At 68.3% G+C, this 25677-nt stretch carries 27 protein-coding genes and 2 tRNA genes; 16 read left to right on the top strand and 13 right to left on the bottom strand.

The window, feature by feature from the left end; genetic code table 11:
• Window positions 1–10: 10 nt before the first annotated feature.
• The 7 genes from QO011_RS31055 to QO011_RS31085 form a co-directional block, all read right to left on the bottom strand.
• On the bottom strand, window positions 11–754 hold the full coding sequence (locus QO011_RS31055) for an ABC transporter ATP-binding protein (protein ID WP_307281158.1): 744 nt from the start codon (window positions 752–754) through the stop codon (window positions 11–13).
• Complete coding sequence (locus QO011_RS31060; RefSeq protein WP_307281160.1) at window positions 747–1505, bottom strand: ABC transporter ATP-binding protein; 759 nt, start codon at window positions 1503–1505, stop codon at window positions 747–749. The genes QO011_RS31055 and QO011_RS31060 overlap by 8 nt, the downstream gene beginning before the upstream one ends.
• A gap of 142 nt (window positions 1506–1647) precedes the next feature.
• A complete protein-coding gene (locus tag QO011_RS31065) occupies window positions 1648–2967 on the bottom strand; it encodes a chloride channel protein (protein WP_307281164.1) in 1320 nt (439 codons plus the stop codon).
• Window positions 2968–3086: 119 nt separating this feature from the next.
• Window positions 3087–3671 (bottom strand): hypothetical protein, encoded by a 585-nt coding sequence (locus QO011_RS31070; RefSeq protein ID WP_307281167.1) that lies wholly within the window; start codon window positions 3669–3671, stop codon window positions 3087–3089.
• Entirely contained in the window at window positions 3668–3850 is a 183-nt protein-coding gene (locus tag QO011_RS31075; protein WP_307281170.1) for a hypothetical protein, read from the bottom strand. Before QO011_RS31075 ends, QO011_RS31070 begins: the two co-directional genes overlap by 4 nt.
• A 23-nt stretch (window positions 3851–3873) precedes the next feature.
• Window positions 3874–4242, bottom strand: coding sequence for a hypothetical protein (locus QO011_RS31080; protein WP_307281173.1), 369 nt, complete (start codon window positions 4240–4242; stop codon window positions 3874–3876).
• Window positions 4242–4382 (bottom strand): hypothetical protein, encoded by a 141-nt coding sequence (locus tag QO011_RS31085; RefSeq protein WP_307281176.1) that lies wholly within the window; start codon window positions 4380–4382, stop codon window positions 4242–4244. Before QO011_RS31085 ends, QO011_RS31080 begins: the two co-directional genes overlap by 1 nt.
• A gap of 148 nt (window positions 4383–4530) precedes the next feature.
• On the opposite strand from QO011_RS31085, the gene QO011_RS31090 reads away from it, so the two are divergent.
• Window positions 4531–5223: a LexA family transcriptional regulator gene (locus QO011_RS31090; protein WP_307281179.1), complete on the top strand. Its 693-nt coding sequence runs from the start codon at window positions 4531–4533 to the stop codon at window positions 5221–5223.
• Window positions 5224–5265: 42 nt separating this feature from the next.
• Here QO011_RS31090 and QO011_RS31095 read toward each other — a convergent pair whose 3' ends face one another.
• On the bottom strand, window positions 5266–5529 hold the full coding sequence (locus tag QO011_RS31095) for a hypothetical protein (RefSeq protein ID WP_307281182.1): 264 nt from the start codon (window positions 5527–5529) through the stop codon (window positions 5266–5268).
• Window positions 5530–5702: 173 nt separating this feature from the next.
• On the opposite strand from QO011_RS31095, the gene QO011_RS31100 reads away from it, so the two are divergent.
• Window positions 5703–6050, top strand: a complete 348-nt coding sequence (locus QO011_RS31100) for a hypothetical protein (protein ID WP_307281184.1) — start codon at window positions 5703–5705, stop codon at window positions 6048–6050.
• Between the two features lie 176 nt (window positions 6051–6226).
• Window positions 6227–7549: a UDP-glucose dehydrogenase family protein gene (locus QO011_RS31105; protein ID WP_307281188.1), complete on the top strand. Its 1323-nt coding sequence runs from the start codon at window positions 6227–6229 to the stop codon at window positions 7547–7549.
• Between the two features lie 47 nt (window positions 7550–7596).
• Here QO011_RS31105 and QO011_RS31110 read toward each other — a convergent pair whose 3' ends face one another.
• Window positions 7597–7821: a hypothetical protein gene (locus QO011_RS31110; RefSeq protein ID WP_307281191.1), complete on the bottom strand. Its 225-nt coding sequence runs from the start codon at window positions 7819–7821 to the stop codon at window positions 7597–7599.
• Window positions 7822–8365: 544 nt separating this feature from the next.
• Window positions 8366–8442, bottom strand: a tRNA-Pro gene (locus QO011_RS31115).
• A gap of 150 nt (window positions 8443–8592) precedes the next feature.
• Between QO011_RS31115 and QO011_RS31120 the strand changes: the two genes are divergently transcribed.
• A tRNA-Gln gene (locus QO011_RS31120) sits at window positions 8593–8667 on the top strand.
• Window positions 8668–8978: 311 nt separating this feature from the next.
• Here the strand turns inward: QO011_RS31120 and QO011_RS31125 are convergent.
• A complete protein-coding gene (locus QO011_RS31125) occupies window positions 8979–9782 on the bottom strand; it encodes an SDR family NAD(P)-dependent oxidoreductase (protein WP_307281192.1) in 804 nt (267 codons plus the stop codon).
• A gap of 251 nt (window positions 9783–10033) precedes the next feature.
• Between QO011_RS31125 and QO011_RS31130 the strand changes: the two genes are divergently transcribed.
• The 3 genes from QO011_RS31130 to QO011_RS31140 are packed head-to-tail and all read left to right on the top strand — an operon-like array spanning window position 10034 to window position 13567.
• Window positions 10034–10978 carry a sugar ABC transporter substrate-binding protein gene (locus QO011_RS31130; protein WP_307281195.1) on the top strand — a complete coding sequence of 315 codons (945 nt, stop codon included), beginning with the start codon at window positions 10034–10036 and terminating at the stop codon, window positions 10976–10978.
• On the top strand, window positions 10911–12551 hold the full coding sequence (locus QO011_RS31135) for a sugar ABC transporter ATP-binding protein (protein WP_307281196.1): 1641 nt from the start codon (window positions 10911–10913) through the stop codon (window positions 12549–12551). Before QO011_RS31130 ends, QO011_RS31135 begins: the two co-directional genes overlap by 68 nt.
• The gene (locus tag QO011_RS31140; RefSeq protein WP_307281201.1) at window positions 12548–13567 is read left to right on the top strand and encodes an ABC transporter permease; all 1020 of its coding nucleotides are present in this window, start codon (window positions 12548–12550) and stop codon (window positions 13565–13567) included. Before QO011_RS31135 ends, QO011_RS31140 begins: the two co-directional genes overlap by 4 nt.
• A 150-nt stretch (window positions 13568–13717) precedes the next feature.
• Here the strand turns inward: QO011_RS31140 and QO011_RS31145 are convergent, their stop codons facing one another.
• Both QO011_RS31145 and QO011_RS31150 read right to left on the bottom strand, forming a co-directional pair.
• On the bottom strand, window positions 13718–14644 hold the full coding sequence (locus tag QO011_RS31145) for an MBL fold metallo-hydrolase (RefSeq protein WP_307281203.1): 927 nt from the start codon (window positions 14642–14644) through the stop codon (window positions 13718–13720).
• A 180-nt stretch (window positions 14645–14824) separates the two neighbouring features.
• A complete protein-coding gene (locus tag QO011_RS31150; protein WP_307281206.1) occupies window positions 14825–15991 on the bottom strand; it encodes an ABC transporter substrate-binding protein in 1167 nt (388 codons plus the stop codon).
• 561 nt (window positions 15992–16552) lie between these two features.
• On the opposite strand from QO011_RS31150, the gene QO011_RS31155 reads away from it, so the two are divergent.
• The 9 genes from QO011_RS31155 (at window position 16553) to QO011_RS31195 (ending at window position 25655) form a co-directional block, all read left to right on the top strand.
• Window positions 16553–17452 carry a branched-chain amino acid ABC transporter permease gene (locus tag QO011_RS31155; protein ID WP_307281209.1) on the top strand — a complete coding sequence of 300 codons (900 nt, stop codon included), beginning with the start codon at window positions 16553–16555 and terminating at the stop codon, window positions 17450–17452.
• Complete coding sequence (locus tag QO011_RS31160) at window positions 17449–19305, top strand: branched-chain amino acid ABC transporter ATP-binding protein/permease (RefSeq protein WP_307281210.1); 1857 nt, start codon at window positions 17449–17451, stop codon at window positions 19303–19305. Before QO011_RS31155 ends, QO011_RS31160 begins: the two co-directional genes overlap by 4 nt.
• Before the next feature lie 2 nt (window positions 19306–19307).
• Window positions 19308–20030, top strand: coding sequence for an ABC transporter ATP-binding protein (locus QO011_RS31165; protein WP_307281213.1), 723 nt, complete (start codon window positions 19308–19310; stop codon window positions 20028–20030).
• A gap of 202 nt (window positions 20031–20232) precedes the next feature.
• Window positions 20233–20682 (top strand): hypothetical protein, encoded by a 450-nt coding sequence (locus tag QO011_RS31170; protein WP_307281214.1) that lies wholly within the window; start codon window positions 20233–20235, stop codon window positions 20680–20682.
• 24 nt (window positions 20683–20706) lie between these two features.
• Window positions 20707–21585 carry an N-acyl homoserine lactonase family protein gene (locus QO011_RS31175; protein WP_307281215.1) on the top strand — a complete coding sequence of 293 codons (879 nt, stop codon included), beginning with the start codon at window positions 20707–20709 and terminating at the stop codon, window positions 21583–21585.
• A 120-nt stretch (window positions 21586–21705) separates the two neighbouring features.
• Entirely contained in the window at window positions 21706–22590 is an 885-nt protein-coding gene (locus QO011_RS31180; protein WP_307281218.1) for an NAD(P)-dependent oxidoreductase, read from the top strand.
• Window positions 22591–22756: 166 nt separating this feature from the next.
• Window positions 22757–23140, top strand: coding sequence for a carboxymuconolactone decarboxylase family protein (locus QO011_RS31185; RefSeq protein ID WP_307281219.1), 384 nt, complete (start codon window positions 22757–22759; stop codon window positions 23138–23140).
• Window positions 23141–23144: 4 nt separating this feature from the next.
• Window positions 23145–24656: an aldehyde dehydrogenase gene (locus tag QO011_RS31190; protein WP_307281221.1), complete on the top strand. Its 1512-nt coding sequence runs from the start codon at window positions 23145–23147 to the stop codon at window positions 24654–24656.
• 9 nt (window positions 24657–24665) lie between these two features.
• Window positions 24666–25655 (top strand): LysR substrate-binding domain-containing protein, encoded by a 990-nt coding sequence (locus tag QO011_RS31195; protein WP_307281224.1) that lies wholly within the window; start codon window positions 24666–24668, stop codon window positions 25653–25655.
• Window positions 25656–25677 lie beyond the last annotated feature (22 nt).

Raw genomic sequence — 25677 nt, forward strand, 5'->3', positions numbered from 1 at the left:
CGTTCTCGCCTCACACGCCGAGATAGGCGTGCAGCTTGTCGATGTTGGCCTCCAGATCCGCGTTGGCGATCCGGTCGACGATCCTGCCCTGCTCGACCACGTAGTGCCGGTCGGCCACGGTCGCGGCGAAGCGGAAGTTCTGCTCCACCAGGATGATGGTGAAGCCCCGCCGCTTCAGCGCCGCGATGGTGCGGCCGATCTCGCCGATGATGACCGGCGCCAGGCCCTCGGTCGGCTCGTCGAGCAGAAGCAGGTTGGCGCCGGTGCGCAGGATGCGGCCGATGGCGAGCATCTGTTGCTCGCCGCCCGAGAGCTTGGTGCCCTGGCTGGCGGCGCGCTCCTTCAGGTTCGGGAACAGGGCGAGGATGTCCTCGACCGGCAGGCCGCCGGGCTTGACCACCGGCGGCAGCATCAGGTTCTCGCGAACGGAGAGGCTGGCGAAGATGCCGCGCTCCTCCGGGCAATAGCCGATGCCGAGCCGGGCGATGCGGCGCGAGGGCAGGCCGATGGTCTCGCGGCCCTCGAACATGATCGAGCCGCGGCGCTGGGGCAGCACGCCTATGATCGACTTCATCGTGGTGGTCTTGCCGGCGCCGTTGCGGCCGAGCAGCGTCACCACCTCGCCGGCGCGCACCTCGAAATCCATGCCGTGCAGAACATGCGACTCGCCATACCAGGCGTGGAGGTCGCGCACCGCCAGCAGCGGCGCCGGCGCCTCGGCCGCGGGGTGGTGGGGCGGCGTGCCGTCAGCCATGGCCGCCTCCGCCGATATAGGCCTCGACCACGCGCGGGTCGGCCGAGACGGTGGCATAGTCGCCCTCCGCCAGCACCTTGCCGCGGGCCAGCACGGTGATGCGGTGCGACAGGGTGGCGACCACCGAGAGATTGTGCTCGACCATCAGGATGGTGCGGTTCCTGGCGATGCTGCGGATCAGCTCCGTGGTGCGCTCGACATCCTCGCGCCCCATGCCGGCCATCGGCTCGTCGAGCAGCAGCATCTCCGGGTCGAGCGCCAGCGTGGTCGCGAGCTCGAGGGCACGCTTGCGGCCATAGGAGAGCTGGGCCGCGGGCGTCGCGGCGAAGCCGGCGAGGCCGACGCTCTCGGCCAGCGCCAGCGCTTCGCCGTCGAGCGCCTCGAGCAGGCGCTGCGGGCGCCAGAAGTCGTAGGAATGGCCGCGCCGGCGCTGCAGGGCGATGCGGATATTCTCCATCACGCTCATCTGCCCGAACACGGCCGAGATCTGGAAGGAGCGCACCAGGCCGAGGCGGGCCACGTCCGCCGGCTTCATGCCGGTGATGTCGCGGCCCTTGTAGGTGATGCTGCCGTCCGACGGCGGCAGGAACTTGGTGAGCAGGTTGAAGCAGGTGGTCTTGCCGGCCCCGTTCGGGCCGATCAGCGCGTGCACCGTGCCGCGCCGCACCGTGAGGCCGACACCGTCGACAGCCCGGAAGCCCCTGAAATCCTTCGTCAGACCGTCGGTCCGCAGGATGGTGTCGGCTTCCATGCCGTTGCTCGTCGCCCCCGCCTGCAACCCTCATAAGTCTTGTTCTTGATGGAGTTATGTCGCCGCGGCCGCAGGTTCGTCAATCGCCCGCGCTGCCCGTTTTTCGCGCAGCGGTGGCAACTCGGCTTTCGTTCACGGCGGCTCAGGGCCCGGGCGCAAGCTCGCGGTCCGGCGCCGCGAAGCGCCGGGCGAGGGCGTGGTAGACCCCGTCGGGGCAGACCAGGCGCGAGGCCTGGCTGGCGATCAGGCTGCTCAGCATGATCGGGACGACGAGCGCGTGGTCCGAGGTCATCTCGGCCACGATGACGAAGGACGTCAGCGGAGCCTGCACCACGCCGGCGAGATAGGCCGCCATGCACAGGACGCCGAGCACCGCCAGCGGCATCGGCGGCAGCAGCGGGGCGAGGTCGCGGGCGATGCCGGCGCCGACCGCCAGGGACGGCGAGAACAGGCCGCCGGGAATGCCGCTGACCGAGGAGAGCGCGGTGGCGACGAGCTTGGCCGGGGCAAAGGCCAGCGGCAGGCCGGCGTCGCCGCGCAGCACCGCCTGGGCCTGGGCATAGCCGGTGCCGAACACCGTGCCGTCGGCGGCGAAGGCGCAGGCCACCACGCCGAGCCCGCACAGCACCGCGAAGGCGACGGGATGGGCCTTGATCCAGGCGCCGGGCCGGCCGGGCAGGCCCTGCGACATCGCCACGATGCCGCGGCTGAACAGGCCGCCGGCGAGGCCGCAGACGATGCCGGCCACCGGCACCGCGACCCAGGCCGGGCCGAGCGGCAGCACCTCCGGCGTGATGCCGAAATAGGCATAGTCGCCCAGGATCGCCAGCGAGGTGAAGCCGGCGGCGATCACCGTGCCGAGGATCAGGCCGCTGGTCCGGACCTCGAAGGAGCGGCTCATCTCCTCGATGCCGAAGATCAGCCCCGCCAGCGGCGCGTTGAAGGCCGCCGCCACCCCCGCCGCCGAGCCGGCCAGCAGCAGGCCGGGCTCGCGGTGGCGGGCGAGGCGCCCCATCGCGGCCATGGCGGCGGCGCCGACCTGCACCGTCGGCCCCTCGCGCCCGGCCGAGGCGCCGCAGAGCAGGCCGAGGATCAGGAGCACGATCTTGGCCGCCGCCACCTTCAGCGACACCAGCCGGCTCTGCGCGGCCGGATCGGCCTCGCGCATGGCGGCGATCACCTGCGGGATGCCGCTGCCGCCCGCCGTCGGCGCGAAGCGTCGGGTCAGCCAGGCCGAGAGCCCGAACCCCGCCGGCGTGACCAGGACGGGGGCGAGCGGCCAGGCCTCGCGCAGGGCGGCGAAGGCCTCCTGCGCGCCGTCGGCCAGCTTGGCCATGGCGATGGCGATGGCGCCGACCGAGAGCCCGCCGACGACGAACGGCACCCGCCGGCTGAGCACCGGCAGCCAGATGCGGTGGGAGGGCACCGACAGGCGCCGGCGCGGGGGAGGCTCGGGATCCATGGCGGGGTCACGGGAGGAAGGGCCGGTCCTGGCCGCCGGCTTGATAGACCGGGCCGGCAGCCGGCACAACCCGCGGGTCCGGCGCGCCCGGTCCGCCGGGCCCGAGGCGGCCGATGGCCTCAGCGCCACAGCCGGCAGAGCACGTTCAGCCCGCAGCGCAGGTCGCCGAGACTGGCCGGGCGGTCGGCGATGATCGCGGCCTTGAGGGCGGCCAGCGCCGCGCGGCCGTCGGGAAGGTCGATCAGGGCGGTGTAGGCGTCGGCATAGTCGCGGCGGATGCGGGCGATCGCCTCGTCGGACTGGTCCTCCTCCTGGCGCCACGGCCCGCCGTCGGTCAGGATGGTCGAGGGGCTCTTGGGCGTTGCAAGGGGAATGCCCATCAGGCGGGCATAGCGGGCCACCACCGCGCCCCAGCGCTCGCCCGCCGCGAATTGCTGCGCGTTGATCTCGCCGGCGAGGCGCAGCCGGCCGAGGAAGCTGCCGGCGAGCTGGCTGCGCAGCTCCGCTTCCGACACGCCGAGGCGCCGCCGGTTTGCTTCGGCGAGCTGCATGATCTCGTCCTTGGTCTCGCGCTTGTAGCGGCCGGTGCCCGGCTCGCGCTCCTTCAGCTCCCAGGGCTGGCTCGGACGCGTCAGGGCACGCAGCTCGACGCGGCCGTGCCTGGTGTGCACGACGGCGACGACTCGCTCTCTTCGCTTCTTCATGGGCTGCTCCAAAGGCCGCTCGTGCTCCGTTCGATGCCCAGCGCGGCCCGGAAGCGCCGGCCGTCCTCGCCGGGTAGGCCCGGCCGGGCCTCGATCCCGACCGGCATCGCCGCGCCGTCCGGGATCGGGTTCGGCCTGTCCCTGCGCGGGCGGGCCTGGTTGACGTCCGGCATCGGCATCCCTTCTGCTCCGGCCAGGCGGATCAGAGGTCGGCGCACAGGGCGGCGGGCGAGCCGAACAGGCCCGGCCGGAGCGGCTCGGCATGGCGCGGCGGCCTCGGCAGCGCGGCGATGGCATAGGTCGTCCAGCGCCCGCCACTCGCCTCGAGGTCTTCGAGATGGGCACGGCAGGCGGCTTCGAGCACGGGGCTGCCGTCCTCCTCCTCGGCGTCCCAGGCCGCCTCGAAGCGCCGGCGCATCCCGGCCGTTGCCGCCTTGTTGCGGCGTTTGAGGCAGGAGGCGACGGCGCTCTTGGTGCGTCCCATGGCCGCGCCGATCTCGGCGCGGGTCAGGCCACGGCTGCGCAGCTCGCCCATCCTGTCGATCTCTTCGGTGGTCCATTGCGCGGGCATCACAGGGTCTCCACGATGGGGGCCTGGCGCGCGGCGCCGGCCCGGAGCTGAAAGGACCGGCGCGGGCGGGCGCCGGCATGACGGGCGGGAGGAGTGCGGTCGTCGCTGGAGGGATGGTTGCTGGAGGGATGGTCGCTCATGGCGAGGGCTCCGTCGGGTTGGGTGATGCGAACGGGATGTCCATCCGCACGTTTTTGGTTTGTTCTCATATATTCTGATTTTTAGAAGTAGACGTCAAGGGGGTGGTCTGATATTCGTGATGCAGATTTCGCTATGCGGAAAACCATCATGGACACCGACGCGATCGCCTGGATCCGGGAAGGGCTGGCCAGGCCGGGAAAGAGCCAGACCGGCCTGGCGCGGGCGCTGGGCCGTGCCCCCTCGGCGGTCAGCGCCCTGCTGAAGGGGACGCGGCAGTTGAAGGCCAGGGAGATTCCGCTCGTCGCCGCCTATCTCGAGGTCTCCCCGCCCGGGGCCATGGCGGCCGGCGGGCCGGGTGTGCCGGCCGGTTTTGCCGAGCCGGCGGGGCCGCCGCCGCGTCCACCGGGCGCCTTCCGCATCGAGCCGTTCGAGGCGCCGCGCCTCAGCGAGCGGCTGACGCCCGTCTACGGCCTGGCGGTCGGCGGGGACGACGGCCGGTTCTATTTCAACGGCGAGACCGTCGGCTGGGTGAAGACGCCGGAATCGCTGCTCGGCGTGCGCAATGCCTATGCCCTCTATGTGGCCGAGGAGAGCATGGTGCCGCGTTTCAAGCCGGGCGAGCAGGTCTGGGTCAATCCGCATAGGGCACCGATCCGCGGCGACGACGTCATCGTGCAGCTCCATCCCGAGCACGAGCACGACAATCCCGAGGGCTACATCAAGGAGTTCCGCGGCTGGACGCCGCGGGCGCTGCTGCTCTGGCAGTGGAATCCGGCCGGGGAGATCGAGATCGACCGACAGCTGGTCCGGAGCATCCACGTCATCGTCGGGCGGGGATAGCCGCCACGTCCGGCCTCGCCCGGCGCGTCCCCGCGCCGGCCGTCAGTCGCCGTCGAGCCGTGCCGCCCATTCCAGCGCCTCCGCCGGCAGGTCGCCGACGCGGGCCAGGATCACCGTGTCACCGGCGCCTCCGACGCTGGGGTCGCAGGTGCGGGCGAGCGCCACCGCGCCGGCCGCGGCACCGAGCCGTTCGGCCAGATGCACCGCCTCGGCGGCGCTGCGCGCCGCGCGCGCCTCGCCCGGCACGATCCGGCCGCGCCTGGCCGGCGCGAAGGTCTGCACCATGAAATACGTTACCTGCGGCACGGCTCCCCTCCAGCGCTGCCTTGAACAAAAGAAGAACATGGGCGCCGGGGAGTCAAGCCCGATTCGGGGAAGCCGGCGAATTCCGCCGGTCCATTGCGGAAATCGCAAGGGTGGCGTTTGACAGGTCTTTCTGATTATCAGAAAAACAATCCGCACAACAGCGGAGCTGCCGGATGCGCTTCACGCCCGACCGCGATCTTCTGGGCCTCAACGAGCTGCGGATCGCCCATGCCACGGTCCCGCGCGGCGGCGTCGACGACCCCGGCCTGCTGCAGGACATGCGCGACGCCTTCGCCCGCGACCTCGACCGCTGCCTGCAATGGCTCTATCGCCGCGGTCGCGATTTCCGCTTCTGCGCCGATGCGCAGATCGACCCGCGCGAGCTGGTCGAGGCCCTGCTGCAGGACCTGGAGGAGCATTGCCTGGCGCCGATCGACCGGCGCATCGAGGCGCTGGGCGAGGCGCGGCCGCCGGCGGCCCTCTATCGCCGCCGCCCGGGCCCGCACGGCGCCGCGCCCTGAGCCGGGACGCCATGCCGTCACGCAGTTGCGCCCGGCCCCGGCTTGCGCTACCGCCGTGTCGGCCCGGGCCTCGCCGGGAGGTCCGGCCGTTGCGCGCGGTCCCGACGGGTCCCAGGCTGCGGCGGGGCACCGTCGGCCGGCGCGCGCACGCCAACATCCACGGCAGAGACAGCACCTTGCGCATCGCAATCATCGGAACGGGGTATGTCGGGCTCGTGACCGGAGCCTGCCTTGCCGATTTCGGGCACGTGGTGACGTGCGTCGACAAGGACCCGGTCAAGATCGAGGCGCTGCTGGCCGGCCGCATGCCGATCTACGAGCCGGGCCTGGAGGATCTCGTCGCCCGCAACGTGCGCGAGGCGCGCCTGTCCTTCACCGCCGAGCTGGCCCCGGCGGTGCGCGAGGCCGACGCGGTGTTCGTCGCCGTCGGCACGCCCTCGCGCCGCGGCGACGGCCATGCCGACCTCTCCTATGTCTATGGCGCGGCCCGCGAGATCGCCGTCGCCGTCGCCGGCTTCACCGTGGTGGTGACCAAGTCGACCGTGCCCGTCGGCACCGGCGACGAGGTCGAGCGCATCATCCGCGAGACCCGGCCGGACGCCGACATCGCCGTGGTCTCCAATCCGGAGTTCCTGCGCGAGGGCGCGGCGATCGAGGATTTCAAGCGGCCGGACCGCATCGTCATCGGCATCGAGGACGAGCGCGCCCGTGCCGTGATGGCCGAGGTCTACCGGCCGCTCTACCTCAACCAGGGGCCGCTCCTGTTCACGCAGCGGCGCACCTCCGAGCTGATCAAATATGCGGCCAATGCCTTCCTCGCCACCAAGATCACCTTCATCAACGAGATGGCGGACCTGTGCGAGAAGGTCGGGGCCAATGTCCAGGACGTCGCCCACGGCATCGGCCTCGACAAGCGCATCGGCTCCAAGTTCCTGCATGCGGGGCCGGGCTTCGGCGGCTCGTGCTTCCCCAAGGACACGCTCGCCCTGATGCGCACCGGCCAGGGCCACGGCGTGCCGCTGCGCCTGGTCGAGGCGGTGGTCGGGGTCAACGACGCCCGCAAGACCGCAATGGCCCGCAAGATCGTCTCGGCCTTCGACGGCGACGTCTCCGGGCGGACCATCGCCCTGCTCGGGCTTACCTTCAAGCCCAACACCGACGACATGCGCGAGAGCCCGTCGATCCCGATCGTCTATGCCCTGCTCGACAAGGGCGCCAGGATCCGCGCCTACGATCCGCAGGGCATGGATGAGGCCAGGAAGGTGCTCGGCGAGGTCGATTACCGCTCGAGCGCCTATGACTGCATCGACGGCGCCGACGCCGCGGTGATCGTCACCGAATGGGACGAGTTCCGCGCCCTCGACCTCGACCGGGTCAAGCGGCTCCTGGCCGAGCCGCGCATCATCGACCTGCGCAACATCTACCGGCCCGAGGAGATGGCCCGGCGCGGCTTCCGCTATGAGAGCGTCGGTCGGCGCGCCGTCAACGCCGGCGCCTGACGAAGGGCCTGGCCGGCATTCCGGCCAGCGGTCGAAGGCGCGGCGAGCTATTTCTTCGGCGGCCAGACCTTGATCCCGGCAACCGTCTTCGCCGCGGCGGCGGGCGCCGGCTCGGGGGCCTTGGCTGCCGCGCCGAGATGCACCTTGCCGACGCCGCGCAGCAGCCGCTGATAGGTGTGGATGGCGACGGCGGCCGCGCTCTTCCCCGGCGGAATCTCGGTCTTGGCCAGCACCGCGGCGGCCAACGTGGCCGCAATCATCCGATCGTCCATGGGGCACCTTCTCGGCAGGGCGTCGTCGTTGGGGAAGGAGGGTGAAAAAATCAACGTTGGACTATGGCACGCCCGCTTCTTCGCGAGAAGCGGCTATCTATTGTCGAATCGACTTGAGTTATCCCTGCGGCAGCAGCGGGCCGGGTGACCGGCGTGACCCGTCCTGTCCGATTCGCCTTCAGATGCCGCCGATCCCGAAGCGGCTGGCAAGCGCGATGCCGCCGACGAGAGTGCCGAGCAGCAGCAGGACTGTGATCTCCATGCCGAATGTCTCCATCATGATCGCCCCGGAGGTGCGGCAGCAAGAACCGTGCCAGCCCTCCGCTGCCGCAGGGTCATGGCCTCTTCCATGGCGCAAGCTCTTGACGGCGCGATGACGGGATCGGCATGCCGGACGGGAGACCGCGCTTACGGATTGGGCAAGCGCTCGCATCGATGCGATGGGGGAGGGAAGGCGCCGCAGGCCTTCGGCGTCGGCAAGGAGCCCCGCCGGGACGATCGGGTGGCACGGTCTTCGGGACACCGGCTCTACCCATTGCGCAACTGGTCGGAGTGGTAGGATTCGAACCTACGACCCCCACGTCCCGAACGTGGTGCTCTACCAGGCTGAGCCACACTCCGCCGCCAGTCGCGAGGCGGGTCTATAGCGGCATCGCAGCGGGCCTGCAAGCACCTAGCGTGCGAAAATCGGGAAAGGCTCGCAGCGGGCCCAACGATCTGCCCCACGATCCTTGCAGCCGCTGCTCGAACGGTCTATTCACCCGGCCGCGTTGGGGCGTCGCCAAGCGGTAAGGCAGCGGATTTTGATTCCGCCATTCGGAGGTTCGAGTCCTCCCGCCCCAGCCAGCCACGAGCCGCCGATGGCTTTGGCGAACTGGACTTTGCCCGCAGCGACGCCTGACTGTCGTTTGGAACGCCCGCGGTGGTCGCATTTTGAATGGCGGTGCCGATTCGTTCGCCGGCAGTCGGCGTGTCAGCCTTATCGAGCGCTTCGGCAGTGTAAGCTGGGGCGACACGCCGTCGATCTTGACCCGACTCGGCGCCGGCATGTCGCCGATCGACCGATTTCCCGGCTGAACGACGGTTCGGAACGAGGCTCCTCCCCAGGGGGCGAGACGGGATCTGCCCGCCGGACCGATCCCGGGCCGGACGGCATCTCAGAGTTGGTCGGCGCCGGCGACGAAACCACCGCCATCGATGATGACCGCCTGGCCGGTGATGAACGACGCGGCATCCGATGAGAGGAAGAGAACGAGCTGCGCGATTTCGGACGGGTCGCTGATGCGGCCCATCGGAATCACCGGGAGCACCGTGTCCCTGGCGCTCTGCGGGCTGCCGAACATGTCCGTCAGAAGCGGCGTCATCACCGAGCCCGGCGCAATGGCATTGATGCGGATGTTCTTGCGCGCCACTTCCAGCGCCACCGAATTGGTGAGGCCGATCACGCCCCACTTGCTGGCGCAATAGACGGCGGTGGTCGCATAGCCCATGACGCCGAAGAGCGAGGAGGTGTTGACGATGGCGCCGCCGCCCCGCTCGATCATGTGCGGCACCTGATGCTTCAGCCCAAGGAAAATGCCCTTCAGGTTGACGTCGATGAGCTGGTAGAAATCCGCCTCGCTCACGTCCTGCACCGGCGCGGCCCGGCTCGACATGCCGGCATTGTTGAAGGCGATGTCGATGCGGCCGAAGCGCTCGAAGGCCCTGGCGTGCAGGTCCGCCATGGCATCGGCGTTGCGCACGTCGACCTCGAGGAACTCGTACTCCGTTTTCCCCGCCGCCTTGATCTCCTGCCCCAGGCTCTCGCCGTGCGCAGTGCCGAGGCCGGCAACGAACAGGTTGGCCCCCGCCCTCGCAAAGGCGAGCGCCGTGGCGCGGCCGATGCCGGTCGTGCCGCCGATCAGCAGCGCGGTCCTTCCCGTAAAATCATAGCTGACCTGCCTGACCTGAACTTCCGTCATCGTTTCCTCCCTCGGGCGCGGGCGGCCGCGTACGCCGCCCGTCGGCGGCAGTTTGCCTCCGGGACGCGGCCTGCGGCCCCGGCGAATTCGCCATAACTGCTATATCGCCGGCGTCGCGATGACCGCCGGATCGCGTCTGCTACACATTTCCCGCCTGCGCCGGTCAAAAGGCGCCACAGGGCTCAACGGGCAAGCGCGCCGCGCGACCGATCAAGCCCGTGAGAAACCGTGCAATCGGGAGGATCGCCAGCATGAGGAAGTTCCTGACGGCCACGATGTCCGCGCTCGCCGTGGCGTGGGCGGTCGCCGGCGACCCGGTCGTCGCCGAGGCCAAGACCCTCGGCATCGTCGCGCTGCTCGCGAACGACGCCCTCAACATCGCTGTGATCGCCGGCGCCACCGATGCCGCCAAGAAAGCCGGCTGGGACGTGAAGGTCACCGACACGCAGGCGAGTGCCGACCAGGCCAATGCCGCGATGCGCAATTTCGCGGTGCAGAAGGTCGATGCGATGTTCGTGCTCGCCTTCGCGAGCTCCTCCATCGGCGCCGGTCTCGCAGCCGCCAACGACGCCGGCATCCCGGTCGCCACATGGGGTGGCGAGATCGTCCCCGGCATCGTGGTCACCACCAGCGGCAGGACGGTCGGCGACGACTCGGCCAAGTATCTCCTGGGCCAGGTCGGCGACAGCGCCGACATCCTCGCCATGACCTTTCACCCTGGAAAGCTCTGCATCGATCGCGGCGAGGCCTTCGACGCGGCGGTGAAAGGCAAGGCCGGCCTCAACATCACCTACAACGAGGTCACCGTTCCCGGCCAGGTGCAGAACGGCAATGCCATGGCACAGGCCTGGCTGACCGCGCATCCGGCCGGCGGCAAGACCAAGCTCGCCATCTGGTCGTGCTGGGACGAGCCGATGCAGGGCGCCGTCGCCGCCATCCGCCAGGCGGGGCGCGACGACGTGACCACCGTCTCCATCAACGGGAGCCCGCAGGGCGTCGATCTGGTCAAGAACGGCGACATGACCGCGACCGTCTGGCAGCCGGCCTACGCCGAGGGCGAGGCGGTGTTCAAGACTATCCTCGAGGCCATGGCGGCCGGGAAGGATTGGAAGCCGAAGGTCATCGAAATTGCCGGCATCGTGGTCAGCAAGGACAACGTCGACAAATTTCTCGCTGACCATCCCAGTGGCCAGTAACACTGCCGAAATCCTCTTCGGCGGTGCTGCTGCGATGCAGGTCGGGGGGCCTTGGATTCAGATCCGCGGCCTTGGCAAGCATTTCGCAGGCGAGGTCGCGCTCGACAATGTCGACCTCGACATCCCCAGGGGCGAGGTGCACGGGCTCGTCGGCGCCAATGGTGCCGGCAAGTCGACGCTGATCCGCTGCATGGCCGGCGTCACCGTACCCGATCGCGGTGAGATCATCGTGGGCGGCGAGCCCCTGCGGCAGGGGGTGCCCAGGGCGGCTGAGAAAGCAGGGCTCGCCTTCATCCACCAGGAGCTGAACCTCATTCCCCATTTCAGCGTGCTCGAGAACATGCTTCTCGGCGCCCCCAAGGCGACCCGCTTCGGCCTCATCGACTGGAAGCGCTCGGGCGCCGGCCCACGCGCCGCCGCGGCCCAGGTCGGGATGAAATTCCCGCTGGAAACAAAGGTCAGCGAACTCAGCGTCGGCGAGCGCTGGCTGGTCATGATCGGCAAGGCGCTGGCGCGCGATGCCTCGATGATCGCGATGGACGAGCCGACCGCCTCCCTCTCGGCAGCGGAGACGGAGCACCTTTTCAGGCTCATCCGCGACCTCGCCGCGAGCGGCGTCGCCATCCTCTATGTTTCGCACCGGCTCGATGAAGTGCTCGACCTCTCGGATCGCATCACCGTGCTGCGCGACGGCGAAATCGTCGGGAGAAGCATTCGCGGCAGCCTCGACAAGCGAGGCCTCATCCGCGCCATCGTCGGCCATGACGTCCAGACGCGCGAGCAGCGCAAGCGCGCTCCCGTCGCGCGCTCCGGCATGCCGCTCTTTTCCGCTCGCAACGTTGCGCGCGGCAGCGCCGTCAAGGACGTCAGCTTCGACCTCTGGCGCGGCGAGATTCTCGGCCTGGGCGGCCTGGTCGGCGCCGGACGCACGGAGACCGCTCGCCTCGCCTTTGGCGTCGACCGGCTGGAGGGCGGCCATTTCGAACTGGATGGCGAGCGGCTTGCCATCGGCAACGAGACCGAGGCGATGCAGAAGGGCATCGCGCTGGTGCCCGAGGAGCGCCGCTCGCAGGGCCTGATGCTCGACCAGTCGGTCGCCTTCAACATCACCATCGCGGCCTTGAGACCGTTCCGCCGCTTCGCCGGGGTTCCGATCGTCTCGTCGGGCAAGGTTCGCGCCGAGGCCGGCCGCATGGTGAAGCGGCTCAGCATCAAGACCCCGGGCGTCGACGCACGCATCAGCAGCCTTTCCGGCGGCAACCAGCAAAAGGCGCTGATCGCCCGCTGGCTCGGGACCGGCATGAAAGTGCTGATCGTCGATGAGCCGTCGCGCGGCGTCGATATCGGCGCGCGTGAAGAAATCCACGACGCCATCCGCGAGATCGCCCGCTCGGGCGTCGGGGTCATCGTGATCTCGTCCGACGTCGAGGAACTCGCGCTCATCGCCGATCGCGTCGTGGTGCTGCACGAAGGCCGCGTGACGGGTGAGCTCACCGGCGACGAGATCAACGAAGCGCGCATCGTGGAGCTGAGCTATCTCAGCAGCAACGAGCTGGCGGGAGAGCGGGCATGACCAGCGCGAACATCGTCTCGGCGAATCGCGCCGCCGATCGGTCGGCCACTGCCGCGCGGCGTCGGCGCTCGATTCTCATCTTCATCTCGCGTTACGCCACCTTCATCGGCCTGCTCGCGATGATCTTCTTCTTCTCGATCAACGCACCGGACACGTTCTTCTCGCGCGCGAATTTCATCAACATCCTGAGCCAGGCTTCGCTGACGGCGATCATCGCGGCGGGTCTCACCTACACGCTGGTGGTCGGCGAGTTCGATCTCTCGATCGGCTATGTCGCAAGCTTCGTCGGCCTGATGGTCGCGGGCTTCATGGCAAAGGCCGGGCTTCCCATCGCCGCTGCGATCGCCCTCGCGCTGCTCATCGGCATCGGTCTCGGGCTGATCAACGGGACGCTCGTGACCAAGGTGCGCATCAACGCCGTCATCGCCACCCTCGGCGTCGGCACGATGCTGAGTGGCATCGGCTTCTCCTACAGCGCCTTCCCCATCGCCATGGGCATCCCACGCGCGTTCGGCAGCATCGCCATCGGGCGGCCGCTCTTCGGCATCCCGAATCCGGTCTTCGTCATGGTGGTGGTGCTGGTCGTTCTTTGGATCGTCCTCAACAAGACGGAAATGGGCCAACGCATGCAGGCGGTCGGCAGCAATATCGAAGCCGCGCGCCTTTCCGGCATCCGCGTCGACCGCATCAAGATGTTTGCTTTTGGGGTGGCCGGCTTCTGCGCGGCGCTGACCGGCGTGCTGCTGACCTCGCTCCTCGGGAGCGGCACGCTCGGAGCCGCCGACGGCTACTTGCTCGACGCCTTCGCCGCGGTCTTCCTCGGTTCGGCGACGCTGCGGGAAGGCCAGTTCCACATTTTCGGTACGTTGATCGGCGTGCTGGTGCTCGCCGTCGGCTTCAACGGCCTCAGCATCTTCGGCGCCCCGACCTATTTCCAGCCGATCTTCAAAGGCGGCGTCCTTGTCCTCGCCGTCGGCCTCTCGAGCCTTGCCCGCCGCTATGCCGCACTGACGTAGACTCTGCTGCCGGCGTTGCTTGCCTCCGATCGCTAGTGTTCCGACTTTGACGGTCCGTACCGAACCGTCAGCCCGGAACCCTAGCTGGTTCAATGCTTTGTGTTGTGCTTCCGACACAATGCTCAGGAACCAAGCGTCGGAAGCACAACACTAGACGGTCACCCTCCAGGCTTCCGGCACCAGCCGGTAGCCCGTCCCTGCCGGCACGATGTGGGCGAAGCCCGGCAGGTGGATGTGCCCGCCGGTCACCAGAAGGCGTTCGTGCGCGGCGTGTTGGAAGATGCGCCGGCGGTTCTCGGCTGCCAGACCCTCGTCGACGTCGAATTCGCTGGTCACTTGCGGGCGTGGAATCTGGATCTCCGGCACGTGGACGGTGTCTCCCCAGATCACCAGGGTCTCTCCGGCCGAGTCCAGCTGATAGCCGCTGTGGCCCGGCGTGTGGCCAGGCAGAGGCAGCTGGGTGATGCCGTCCAGCACCTTGCCGCCCGAGCTCGTGCGGAAACGTCCGCGATAGCTCTGCAGCAGAGCATCCGCCGCGCCGACATAGGGCAGCGCCGCGGGCGATCGCCGCCGCGCCTCGTCATCGGACCAGAAGTTGAAGTCGTCCTGGTGGATGACGATCTCGGCGCGCGGAAACAGCGGCTCGCCGTCCTCGCCGATCAGTCCGTTGGAATGGTCGGGGTGGATATGAGTCAGCAGCACCGTGTCGAAATCCTCGGGCGCGAAGCCGGCAGCCGCGAGGTTGTCGGGCAGAAGGCCCATCGAATAGACCGTGGACGACCCGCCGCCGGCGTCGACGAGGATGGTCTTCCCACCGGTTTCGATGACGAAGGCATTGACCGTCAGGCGGGGTTCGACCGCGCGGAACTGCGCCTGCATCAGCTCTTCCATGTCGGGCCGGTCGGTGCCGCGCAGGATGGCGAGCTGAATGTCGAGGAAGCCGTCGTTGACGACGGTGACCATCGCATCGCCGACCCGGCGCCGATAGACCCCCGGCGTCTGTTTCTGCGGCACCTGCCCCATTGTTCCTCCTCGTCCGAAAGTGCCGGGCATGCGGCCGGAGCCGTCCCGCACCACCTGTTTGTCCGCCACTCTGCCTCAATCCGAAGCGACAGGGGACTCGCAGAGGCGGTCGACGCCGCCATGACCGATAGTCCGGTCGCAGGAGGCTGCCTGCCGGCGTGAGCAGAGGCAGCCGAAGCGATGGAGCCGGCTCGACGAAGAGCCGGCCCGGTCGTGCAAGATCAAGGGAATGCTCTAGTCGGTCACCTCGACCCAGGCCTTGCTCTTGGAGTCATATTTGACGAGCGTGAGCTGCTCGGCGTTGATCGTGATGTGGTTCTTCTCCGAGAAGCCGAGGTCGCCGGACAGGCCCTTGAAGCCCTGCACGGCGTTGAAGCCCTTCTGCAGGTCCGCCGGCTTCACCGACTTCGTGTCCTTGATGACCTGCGCCAGCATCTTGATGCTGTCATAGCTCGTTTCGGCGAAGGGCGTCGCCTCGACGTTGAACCGCTTCTTGTAGGCGTCGCGGAAGGCCTGGAGCTCGGGGCTCGGATGCAGGTCCGAGGTCAGCATGGCGCTGATCGTGCCGTGGGCGAGATCGCCGGCCAGGCTGGCATAGGTGTCGTCGGCATTGGTCTCGTCATTGCCGAAGACCGTGGCTGCATAGTTGATCGAATGCATGTCCTGCACGAACGCGGCCTGGTCCTGCGGGGTCAGCCACACGTCGGCGCATTTGATGCCGGCGGCCTTGATGGCATTGACCTCGGGCATGAGCCCGGCCGTCGCGCCGGTGGACCAGTTCTCCGTGATCGTGTGGTCGATGGCGATGGTCTTGCCCGCCTTGTCATAGGCGAGCTTGATGCCGAAGAGGCCGCCCTGGCCATAGGTCGACGGGTCGTGCAGCACCGCCAGCCCGTCGGGGCAATGCTTCAGCGCGTATTCGCCGATCTTCTCGCCCCAGGCGAAGGTGTTGAGGCCGAAGTCGAACACCCACGGGTTCGGCGGGCTGGTCGGCCCGTCCGGATTGACGGTGAGGCCGCCGTCGTCGACCACGCCGATGGTCGGGAATTTGTGCCGCATGGCGAGCTGGGCGGTCACCGGGCCGGTGTCGGGCGAGCCGGCGATGACGATCGCGCCCTGAGCGATCAGCTTTTCGTAGAGCTGACCCGACAGCGTCGCAGACGCGTTGTCGTTGTGCGCCTCGAGCCGGAACTTGTGGCCGTCGACCCCGCCGGCGGCATTGATCTCATCGACCGCCATGGTGGCGCCGTTGACCGTGGCGATGCCGGTGGAGCCATAGGCGCCGGTGGTGCCGGCGATGAGCCCGATCAGATAGTCGTCCGCTGCCGCGGCCCTCGTCGCCGATCCGGCCAGAACAGTGGTGGCGCAAAGTACAGCGACGGTCGTCGCGAGAATACGCATAGGTAAACCTCCCCCATTGCGATCGCCGACTGCCCTTCGGCAGGCGCGATCACTTGCTTGGTTTTGATCCTGATGGGATACGCGTGATTGATCCGCATGGTTTGCTCGCCCAGAACCCCGGGCTTGTCAACGCGGGGCGACTGGTCCGCAGGTGCGCCGGGGAGGACGCCGGCGATGCACAAGACGGTCGACGGAGCGAAAGGATCGGGCGACCCGCGAGGTTGGGCGGTTACCCACAACCGTATGATTCAAAACAATTTTTGTTTAATCTCACCGCGCCTGGCGCCGGGCCGGCCCTGCGCGCCTCTGCCCTGGCGGCAGAGGAGGGGAGGGCTGCCACCCGCTCCCAAGCCGCCATCCTCATAGCTGTTATGTCGCCGGTGTCATCTGTTTCCGCGCGACCGTTTCCGAATAGTTGTCCGAGATGAGCCGGCGTCGCCTCCGGGCCGGAATGGCGGACGTCCGGGACCGGACGACCCGGGCATCGCGTGGCGCCGGCCAGAGGCGTCGGAGCAGCCATGCGCCGAAGGGCGCGGGCGATGAGGAGAGGACGGTCCTCAAGTGCTGCAATTCCTGCTGAGTGGCATCGCCATCGGCGCCGTCTATGGCCTCATCGGCATGGCGCTGGCCATCTCCTTCTACGTCACGCGCATCATCAACTTCGCCCAGGGGCAATTGATGATGGTGACCGTCATGGTCACGGCGGAGGCAGCGTCGTCCGGCTATCCCGTCTGGGTCGCCGCGATCGCCGGTCTTGCCTGCTCGTGCCTCGTCGGCGTGCTCTCCTATCTCATCGCGGTCCGGCCGATCCTGCTCACCAACCGGTTCAGCTTCGGCTGGCTGGTCTCGACGCTCGGCTTCGCCGTGATCGTCGAGAATGCTGCCGCCTATATCTGGGGGCCGACCTCGCAGCCGTTTCCGCCCTTCCTTAGGGATGTCAGCCTGCCGATCGGGGATGCGGTGCTGACGGGCCAGCAACTCCTCACGATCGTCGTGGCGGCGGTGCTGACGATCGGTTTCGAGCTGGTACGCCGGCACACCATCTTCGGCAAGCTCTCCATGGCGACGGCCTTCGATCCGGAAATGGCCTCGGCCATCGGCGCGGACACGACGGCGGTCTCGATCGGCGCCTTCGCGGTCTCGGCCCTCTTCGCCGGCATCGCGGGGCTTCTCATCGGGCCGACGACCTTCGCCAATCCCTATCTCGGCGACACGTTCGGAACCTACGGCTTCATCGCCATGATGATCGGCGGAGGAACGGAGCGTCCGATCGCGGCGATGGCCGGCGGACTGGTCCTCGGCATCTGCGCCGAGGGTGCCAACGCCATGATCAATTCGCAGGCCTCCGACTGGTTTCCGTTCATCGTCCTCGTCCTGATCCTGATCGTCTCGCCGAAGGGATTGCTCAGCAGCAGCAATCCGCTCCTGCGGCCGCGGCGCGGTGCGGGGAAGCCGGCATGACCCGCGCTCCGGACCATACCCTCCTCGCCTCGGCGCCTTCCGTTCCCAGCGCCGGGGCCGGATGGCGCAGCCTCGGCCCCCTCGCGGCCGTCGCTGCCTGGCTCGCGCTGACGGCCTTCGTGGCGCAGTCCGACCTCAGCCTGCAGAGCCTCGTGCTGGTCGCCGCGGTGTTCGGGATCCTCGCCATCAGCCTCGATCTCGTGGCGGGGATGCTCGGGCTCTATTCGCTCGGCCAGGGCGGCTTCTTCGGCATCGGCGCCTATCTCACCACGATCGTCTCCAACACCGATGGCTGGCCCGTCTTCTGGCTGCTGCCGGTGGTGCTGGCAGTGACCGGCCTCGTGGGCATGGCGGTGGGCGCTATGTCGCTCAGGGTCAGCGGCCTCTACTTTGCGATCACCACCTTCATCTTCACCCTGGTGCTGACGGTTCTCGTCACCGACATGGTCGGCCTGACCGGCGGCCTCCAGGGCCTGCTCGGACCGGCCTTCCCGGATTTCCCGCCGGCTTTGGCATGGCTCGGGACCCCGGTCGTCTGGTGCATCATGCTGGCGCTCCTGGCGTGCGTCGGCCTCGTGTGGAACATCCGGCGCTCGCCGCTCTACCCCGTGCTCCTGTCGATCCGCGACGCGGAACCCTTCGCGGAAGCGGCCGGCGCCCGCACGGCCTTGATCAAGGTCGGCATCTTCGGCCTGTCCGCCGCGATGGCCGGCGGCGCCGGCTGGCTGTTCTCGTTCCTCGGCGTGGTCTCGCCCAGCCAGTTCGACTGGTCCGTGTCGCTCAATATCCTGGTGATGGTGCTGATCGGCGGCATCAACACCACGCTGGGGCCGCTCCTCGGCGCGATGTTCGTCTCGATGTTTCCCGACCTCGTCAACATCAATCCCTGGCTGCAGGAGATCGTCTACGGCGCGCTGTCGATCCTCGCCATCACCCTCCTGCCCGACGGTATCGTCGGGCGCGTGCAGAAACTGGTTTCGCCCGTCGCCGGACGCCGTGCCCCGTCCGGCTCCGGCCGCGACGTCGCGGCGCCGCAACCGGCGGCGATCCTGCCGGCTGCCGCTCCGCACTCGTCCGCCGGCGAGCCGGAGGTCATCGTCGAATGCCGCGGCATCGAGTTCGGCTACGACCTCGGACCCAAGGTGCTCCGGCAGATTGACCTCACCGTCCGCCGCGGTCACATCCACGGCCTGATCGGACCGAACGGTTCCGGCAAGAGCACGCTCGCCAACGTCATCTCCGGGCGGCTGAGGCCGCATGGCGGCGAGGTGCTGGTCAAGGGGCGGCGCGTGGAGCGGATGCCGGCCAGCGCACGCTCGAAGCTCGGCCTGAGGCGGACCTTCCAGGCGGCGCAGCTGATCAAGGAGCTGACGCTCGTCGAGAATGTCATGGTCGGGCTCTTCGATCGCGTCCCCGGAATCGTCGCGCGCGCTGGGGTCTGGCCTCTGCTTCCGTCCGGCCGTCGCGACAGCCGGGCGATGCGGCACCATGCGGCCGAAGCTCTGCGCCTGGTCGGCGCGGGAGAGTGGGCGGCCCGGCCGGTGGGCGACGTGCCACACGGCATCGAGCAACTGACGCAACTCGCGTCGGTCTGCGTCGCCGGTCCCGACATCATCATCCTCGATGAGCCGGCGACCGGATTGTCGGCGAAGGAAGTGAGCCATCTCGCCGCCATCCTGGCTCAGCTCAAGACGCGGGGCGTCACCATGATCATCATCGAACACCAGACGCGATTCCTGTTCCCCCTCTGCGACCGCGTCACGGTGCTGAACGCCGGCGAGATCATCCTCACCGGCTCGGCGGACGAAGTGCGGGCCGATCCGGTGGTCAGGCAGGTCTATCTCGGCGAATGACCATGCAATCCCCCGTCATCCTCGAGGTCGAGGCGCTGAGCGCCGGCTATGGTCGCTTCGACGTGGTCCGCAACGTGGCGCTGACCGTCGGCAAGGGCGAGGCCGTGGCCCTGCTCGGCCCGAACGGCGCCGGCAAGACGACCGTGCTCCGCGCCGTCATGGGCATGATCAAGCAGCGTCGCGGCACCATCCGCGTCGGGGACAGGGACATATCGGCATTGCCCGCGCACCGCATCGCGCGAGGCTTCGCGGCGATCGCCCCGGAGGGCCGGCGCCTGTTCCTCGATCAGTCGGTCGAGGACAATCTGATCCTCGGCGCCCTGCATCTGCGGCGCGACCGGAGCAGGGTGCGGACGCTGCTGGAGGGCGTCTACGACCTCTTCCCGGTGCTGAGGGGCTACAGGACCCGGCTCTCATCCTTCCTCAGCGGCGGTGAGCAGCAGATGGTCTCGATCGGCCGCATGCTGATGAGCGACCCGGCGGTAATGCTGCTCGACGAGCCCTCCGTCGCGCTTTCGCCCGTTGCGGTCGACATCGTGGCGAAGGCTTTGATCGAGCTGCGCCGGCGCGGCGCCTCGCTGCTGCTCGTCGAGCAGCGCATCGACGTTGCGACGCGCGTCTGCGACCGCCTCTACGTGATGAGCCATGGCGAGATCGTCGAGGAGATGACGCCCGAGGCCGTGCGCCATGGCGGCATGTCGATCCTCAACCGCTATCTCGGCTGACATTTCCGATAGCTGTTATGTCGTCCGTGGTCTGGCGGGCGCGGCGGTTGCCCTTGCTAGACTGCGGTCCTGGAGCTGTTCGGCTCGCGACAAGAGTGCGGTGCGCCATCGGCGGGACCGCACGGGGTGGGAACGCAGTGACCCGAGGCAAAGCGATCTCGGCGCCCGCCGTGGCGCGTGCGGCCGGATGCGGGACGCGCCCGTGAGCCCGTCCGATCCCGTGCTGGCCTATGTGCTTGCCGCAAGGCCGCTTCATGCCGCGCTGCGCGAGGCGGTGATCCAGCTCGCCGCCTTCGCCCTCTATCGCGCGACACGCACGCGAGCCTTGGCCCTCGATATCACCCCCCTCGACCGCGCCCGCGACACGCTGGGTGATCACACCGCCGGCCTCGCGGCTCTCCGCGCGCCCGATCCGGCGGCGCACCACCACCATCATCTCATGGGCGCCGCCACGGCGCTGGAACGGGCGCTCGCCGCGGGCTACGCAACGGGAACCGGCGCCGACACGCTGTTCTTCGCGGCCGTCGAAGAGGCCGAGCGGCATATCCGCGCGGCGGGACGCCTGCTGCCGGGCTTCGAGATGGTCGACCTCACCCAGGCCTGCTGCGCCATGCACGCGCCGGCAGCCCTGGTAACGCATCGTGTCGATTAGCACCGATCAGAACGGGAGCAAGGAATGGCCGACTATTCGATCTGGGTGCTGGACTATGCCGCAGTCGCCAAGTTTCCACAGAGCGTCATGCTCTACGGCCCGCAATATCAGGGTGTCCGAAATCTGCCCTATGCCTATGTTCTGATCAAAGGCAAGGGCGAAGTCATTCTCGTCGACACGGGCTACGACCATAAGGAATACGGCAAATACCTCGCCGACCTCTATGGCGTGTCCAATTGGCATCCGGCGCACGAGGTGCTGGCCGAATGCGGCGTGAGGCCGGAAGACGTCACCACCGTGTTCATCACCCATGCCCATTTCGATCACATGGGCGGGCTCGACCTCTTCCCCAACGCCACGTTCTATCTGCAGAAGCGCGAGCTCGACAAATGGATCTGGGCCCTGGCGCTCGGACCCGAGTTTCGCTTTCTCGTCGGCGCGGCCGATCCGGCCGACATCGTCAAGGCGACGCGCCTCGCGCAGGAGGGGCGCATGGTGCTGATCGACGGGGATCGGGAGGACGTGCTGCCCGGCATCGACGTGCATCTCGCCGCCGACACCCACACCTATGGCTCGATGTATGTCACGGTGCGCAACGACGGCGCCCCCGAGAGCCAGGACAGCTGGATCCTCGCCGGCGACCTCCTCTACACCTACGACAACCTCACCGGCCTCGAACCCGCCGAGCCGCAGATCGTGCCGATCGGCCTCGCAGTCGGCAGCCAGACCAATCTGATCTTCACAAGTGCCGAGATGCTGCGGGCCGTCGGCGGGGAGCCAAGGCGGGTCATCCCGGTGCATGAGGACCGGCTCAAGACCCTGTTCCCCTCGCGCAGGACCGCCGCCGGCCTGCATGTCGTCGAAATCGCGCTGGCGGCCGACGAGGCGAGCCGGGTCGCCTGAGCGGCCCGCCTGACATTTCTGTTATGTCCGGGCCACCGATAACGGCGGCTGCGGGAACTGGGCTAGGGTCTGCGGATAGTGCGAATGACCCGGCAACGGGACGGAGAGAGGCTGCGCCGCATGACCCAGGTGATCGGATTTGTAGGGCTGGGGCGCATGGGCGGGCCGATGAGCCGCAGGCTGATCGATGCGGGTCATCGCCTGACCGTCTTCGACGCGAATGCCGAGGCTGTCGCTCCCGTCGAGAGCGCCGGCGCCGCGATCGCCGCCTCCCCGGAGGCGATCGGTCACGCCGCAGACATCGTCTTCGTCAGCCTGCCCACGCCCGATATCGTCCAGTCCGTCGTCCTCAACGGCATCGGCAATGGCAGCCGGGTCAAAACCGTCGTCGACCTGTCGACGAGCGGCCCCAGCATGGCCGGCCGCGTGTCGAAGGACCTCATGGAGCGCGGCATAGCCTGGGTGGATGCGCCCGTGTCGGGCGGCATTGCCGGTGCCAGGAATGGCACGCTGGCGGTGATGGCTTCGGGCCCGCGCGCTTCGTTCGAGCTGGTCGAGCCGCTGCTCGCGGTGTTCGGCAAGGTCTTCTTCGTCGGGGAGAAGGCCGGCCTCGGCCAGGTCGCCAAGCTCGGCAACAATCTCCTCGCTGCCGCCGCGATGGTGGTGTCGTCGGAGGCGCTGGTGATGGGGGTCAAGGCCGGCATCGACCCGAAGGTGATGCTCGACATCATCAATGCCGGAAGCGGCCGCAACAGCGCCACCCAGGACAAGTTCCCGCGCTCGGTGCTGCCGCGCACCTTCGACTTCGGCTTCGCCACCGGCCTCTCCTACAAGGACGTCCGCCTCTGCGTCGACGAGGCCGAGTCCCTCGGCGTGCCGATGATCGTCGGCGCCGCCGTGCGGCAGATGCTGGCCGTCACCAACGCCAGGTTCGGCCCCACCTCGGACTTCACCTCGATCACCCGGGTGGTCGAGGAATGGGCCAACGTCGAGGTCAAGGGCTGACGGACAGGCCTAAGCAGCTTCTCGTGGCTTCGGCCACGACTTGATTTTGCATTTTCCATGCAAAATCAATGCTGCTCAAACAACCAAGTGTAAGCAGGTTCGAGAGAACCTGCTTGGCGTTTCACCCGCGGCCGCCCTGATCGGCTGCTCAGACTGTGGAGTTGTCATGGACAAGGAAGTCTTCGATCGCGGCCTCGCCATCCGCAAGAAGGTGCTGGGCGCCGAATTCGTCGAGAAGTCGTTCGCCTCGGCCGACGACTTCAACAGGCCGATGCAGGAGCTGGTGACGGAATATTGCTGGGGTGCCGTCTGGGGCCGCGACGGCCTGTCGCCCAGGGACCGCTCCATGCTCAATCTCGGCATGATCAGCTGCCTCAACCGCCCGCACGAGCTCAAGATGCACGTGAAGGGCGCGCTGAGGAATGGCCTCACCAAGGACGAGATCCGCGAGATCTTCCTGCAGGTCGCGATCTATGCCGGCGTGCCGGCCGGGGTCGATTCGTTCCGCATCGCCCGTGAAGCTTTCGCGGAACTCGACAAGGACGCTTGATCCGATGACCGCCACTGCCTCTCCCGCCGTACCGACGATCGACCGCCACCGCATGCTGATCGGCGGCGAATGGGTCGAGGCGACCGGTGGCGCAACCTTCGAATCCGAGAATCCCTTTCTCGGAGCCGCCTGGGCCGAGGTGCCGCGAGCCGCGCCGGAGGATGTCGACCGCGCCGTCAAGGCGGCGCGCAAGGCGTTCCGCGATCCGAGCTGGGGCGGCCTCACCCCGACCGCGCGCGGCCATCTCCTGCGCCGCCTCGCCGACCTGATCACCAGGGAGGCCGACCGGCTGGCTGAGATCGAGACGCGCGACAACGGCAAGCTCATCACCGAGATGCGGGCGCAGCTGCGCTACATCCCGCAATGGTTCCACTATTTCGGTGGCTTGGCCGACAAGATCGAAGGCCGGGTCATCCCGATCGACAAGCCGGGCATGGTGAACTTCACGCGCGAGGAGCCGCTCGGCGTCGTCGCCGCCATCACCCCGTGGAACTCGCCGCTGATGCTGGCGACCTGGAAGCTGGCGCCGGCGCTCGCGGCCGGCAACACCGTCGTCTGGAAGCCGTCGGAGTTTTCCTCGGTCTCCGCTCTGATGTTCGGGCGCCTCTTCGCCGAGGCCGGCTTCCCCCCGGGCGTCGTCAATATCGTGACCGGTTTCGGCTCCGAGATCGGCGAGAGCCTGGTGGGTCACCCGCAGGTCGCCAAGGTGGCGTTCACCGGCGGCGATCGCACCGGCCAGAGCGTCTATGAGCTCGCGGCGCGCTCGATCAAGCCCGTCACGCTCGAGCTCGGCGGCAAATCCGCCAACATCGTGTTCGCCGATGCGCAGCTCGACAATGCGGTGCGCGGCGTCGTCTCCGGCATCTTCGCCGCGACCGGGCAGACCTGCATCGCGGGCTCGCGCGCGCTCGTCCACCGGTCGATCCACGACCAGTTCGTCGAGAAGCTCGTCGCCCTGGGGCGGACGGCGCGGATGGGCGATCCGCTGCTCGACACCACGCAGGTCGGCCCCATCACCACGCGGCCGCAATACCGGAAGATCCTCGACTATATCGAAATCGCGAAGGGCGAAGGCGCGACCGCCGTCCTCGGCGGCGGCCCGGCGACGCGGCCCGAATGCGGCGCCGGCTGGTTCGTCGAGCCCACGGTCTTCGCCGGCGTCAATCCGGCCATGCGCATTGCCCGGGAGGAGGTGTTCGGGCCGGTCCTCTCGGTCATCCCCTTCGACGACGAGGAGGAGGCGATCGCCATCGCCAACGACACCCAGTACGGCCTCGCCGCCGGCGTCTGGACCCAGAGCATGCGGACGGCCTTCCATCTCTCGCATCGGCTCGAAGCCGGCACGGTCTGGGTCAATACCTACCGGGCGACCAGCTATCTCTCCCCGTTCGGAGGCTACAAGCGTTCCGGCATCGGGCGCGAGAGCGGCCTGACCGCGATCCGCGAATATCTGCAGGAGAAGAGCATTTGGATCGATACGGTCGGAGAAGTGCCCAACCCCTTCGTCCAACGCTAGCCGGCATTGTTGCAGGCCAAGGCCATGGTTGATAACGTTTCCTCGACAACGGCTCAAAAAGCGGGCGCCGCCGGGCTGAGGCCACCTGCGATGGAATTGAAGCAGCTCAGCTATTTCCTGGGCGTCGCCGAGGCGGGAAGTTTCTCGAAGGCTGCCGTGCGGCTGTCCGTCGACCAGCCCATGCTCAGCCGCCACGTCAAGCTGCTGGAGAACGAGCTCGGCGTCGAGCTGCTCTATCGCAACGGGCGCGGTGTCGTGCTCTCCGAGGCTGGCAAGCTCCTCGAAGCCTATGCGCGCAGCGTCGTGGACCTCGTCGGCCAGGCGCAGTCGGAGATCAGCACGCTCCGCTCCGAGCCGCGCGGCCGCGTTGCCATCGCCATGCCGCCCTCGATCGGCTGGATGCTCACTGGCCCTCTGGTGTTGCGCTGCCGCGAAGCCTTCCCGAACATCCTGCTGCACATGGCCGAGGGCTTTTCCGGCCACGTCGCGGAATGGCTCTCCACCGGCCGCATCGATATCGGCATCGTCTACCAGGCACCACGCCGGCCGAGCCTCACCACCGAGCCGCTGTTCACCGACGAGCTGATCCTGCTCGGGCCCATCGACGATCCCGCGGGTCTCGGCGGCGAAACCGTTCCGGCCGCCAAGATCGCCGAAATTCCGATGATCCTGCCGGCGCGGCCGCACGGGCTGCGCGTGCTCATCGATCACGAGCTCGAAAAGCTCGGCCTGTCCGCCATGGTCGAGTTCGAGGTCGACGCGATGCCCTCGACGCTGAGCCTGGTCGAGCGCGGTATCGGCTACACCGTCCTGTCCGAGGGGGCGGTCACGCACCTCATCGGTGCCGGACGCATCCGCCGCTGGTCCCTCACGGAGCCCACGCTCTGGCGCGAGCTGCTTCTGGCCACATCGACGCAGCGTCCGATGAGCGTCGCGACGCGCCTGGTCGCGCGTCTCATCCGCGACGAAGTCCATTCGATCCTGCGCGGGAAAAGCTGAGCGGCCACGGGCCGCCTCGAAC

This window comes from Labrys wisconsinensis, from assembly GCF_030814995.1.
Lineage (GTDB): Bacteria > Pseudomonadota > Alphaproteobacteria > Rhizobiales > Labraceae > Labrys > Labrys wisconsinensis.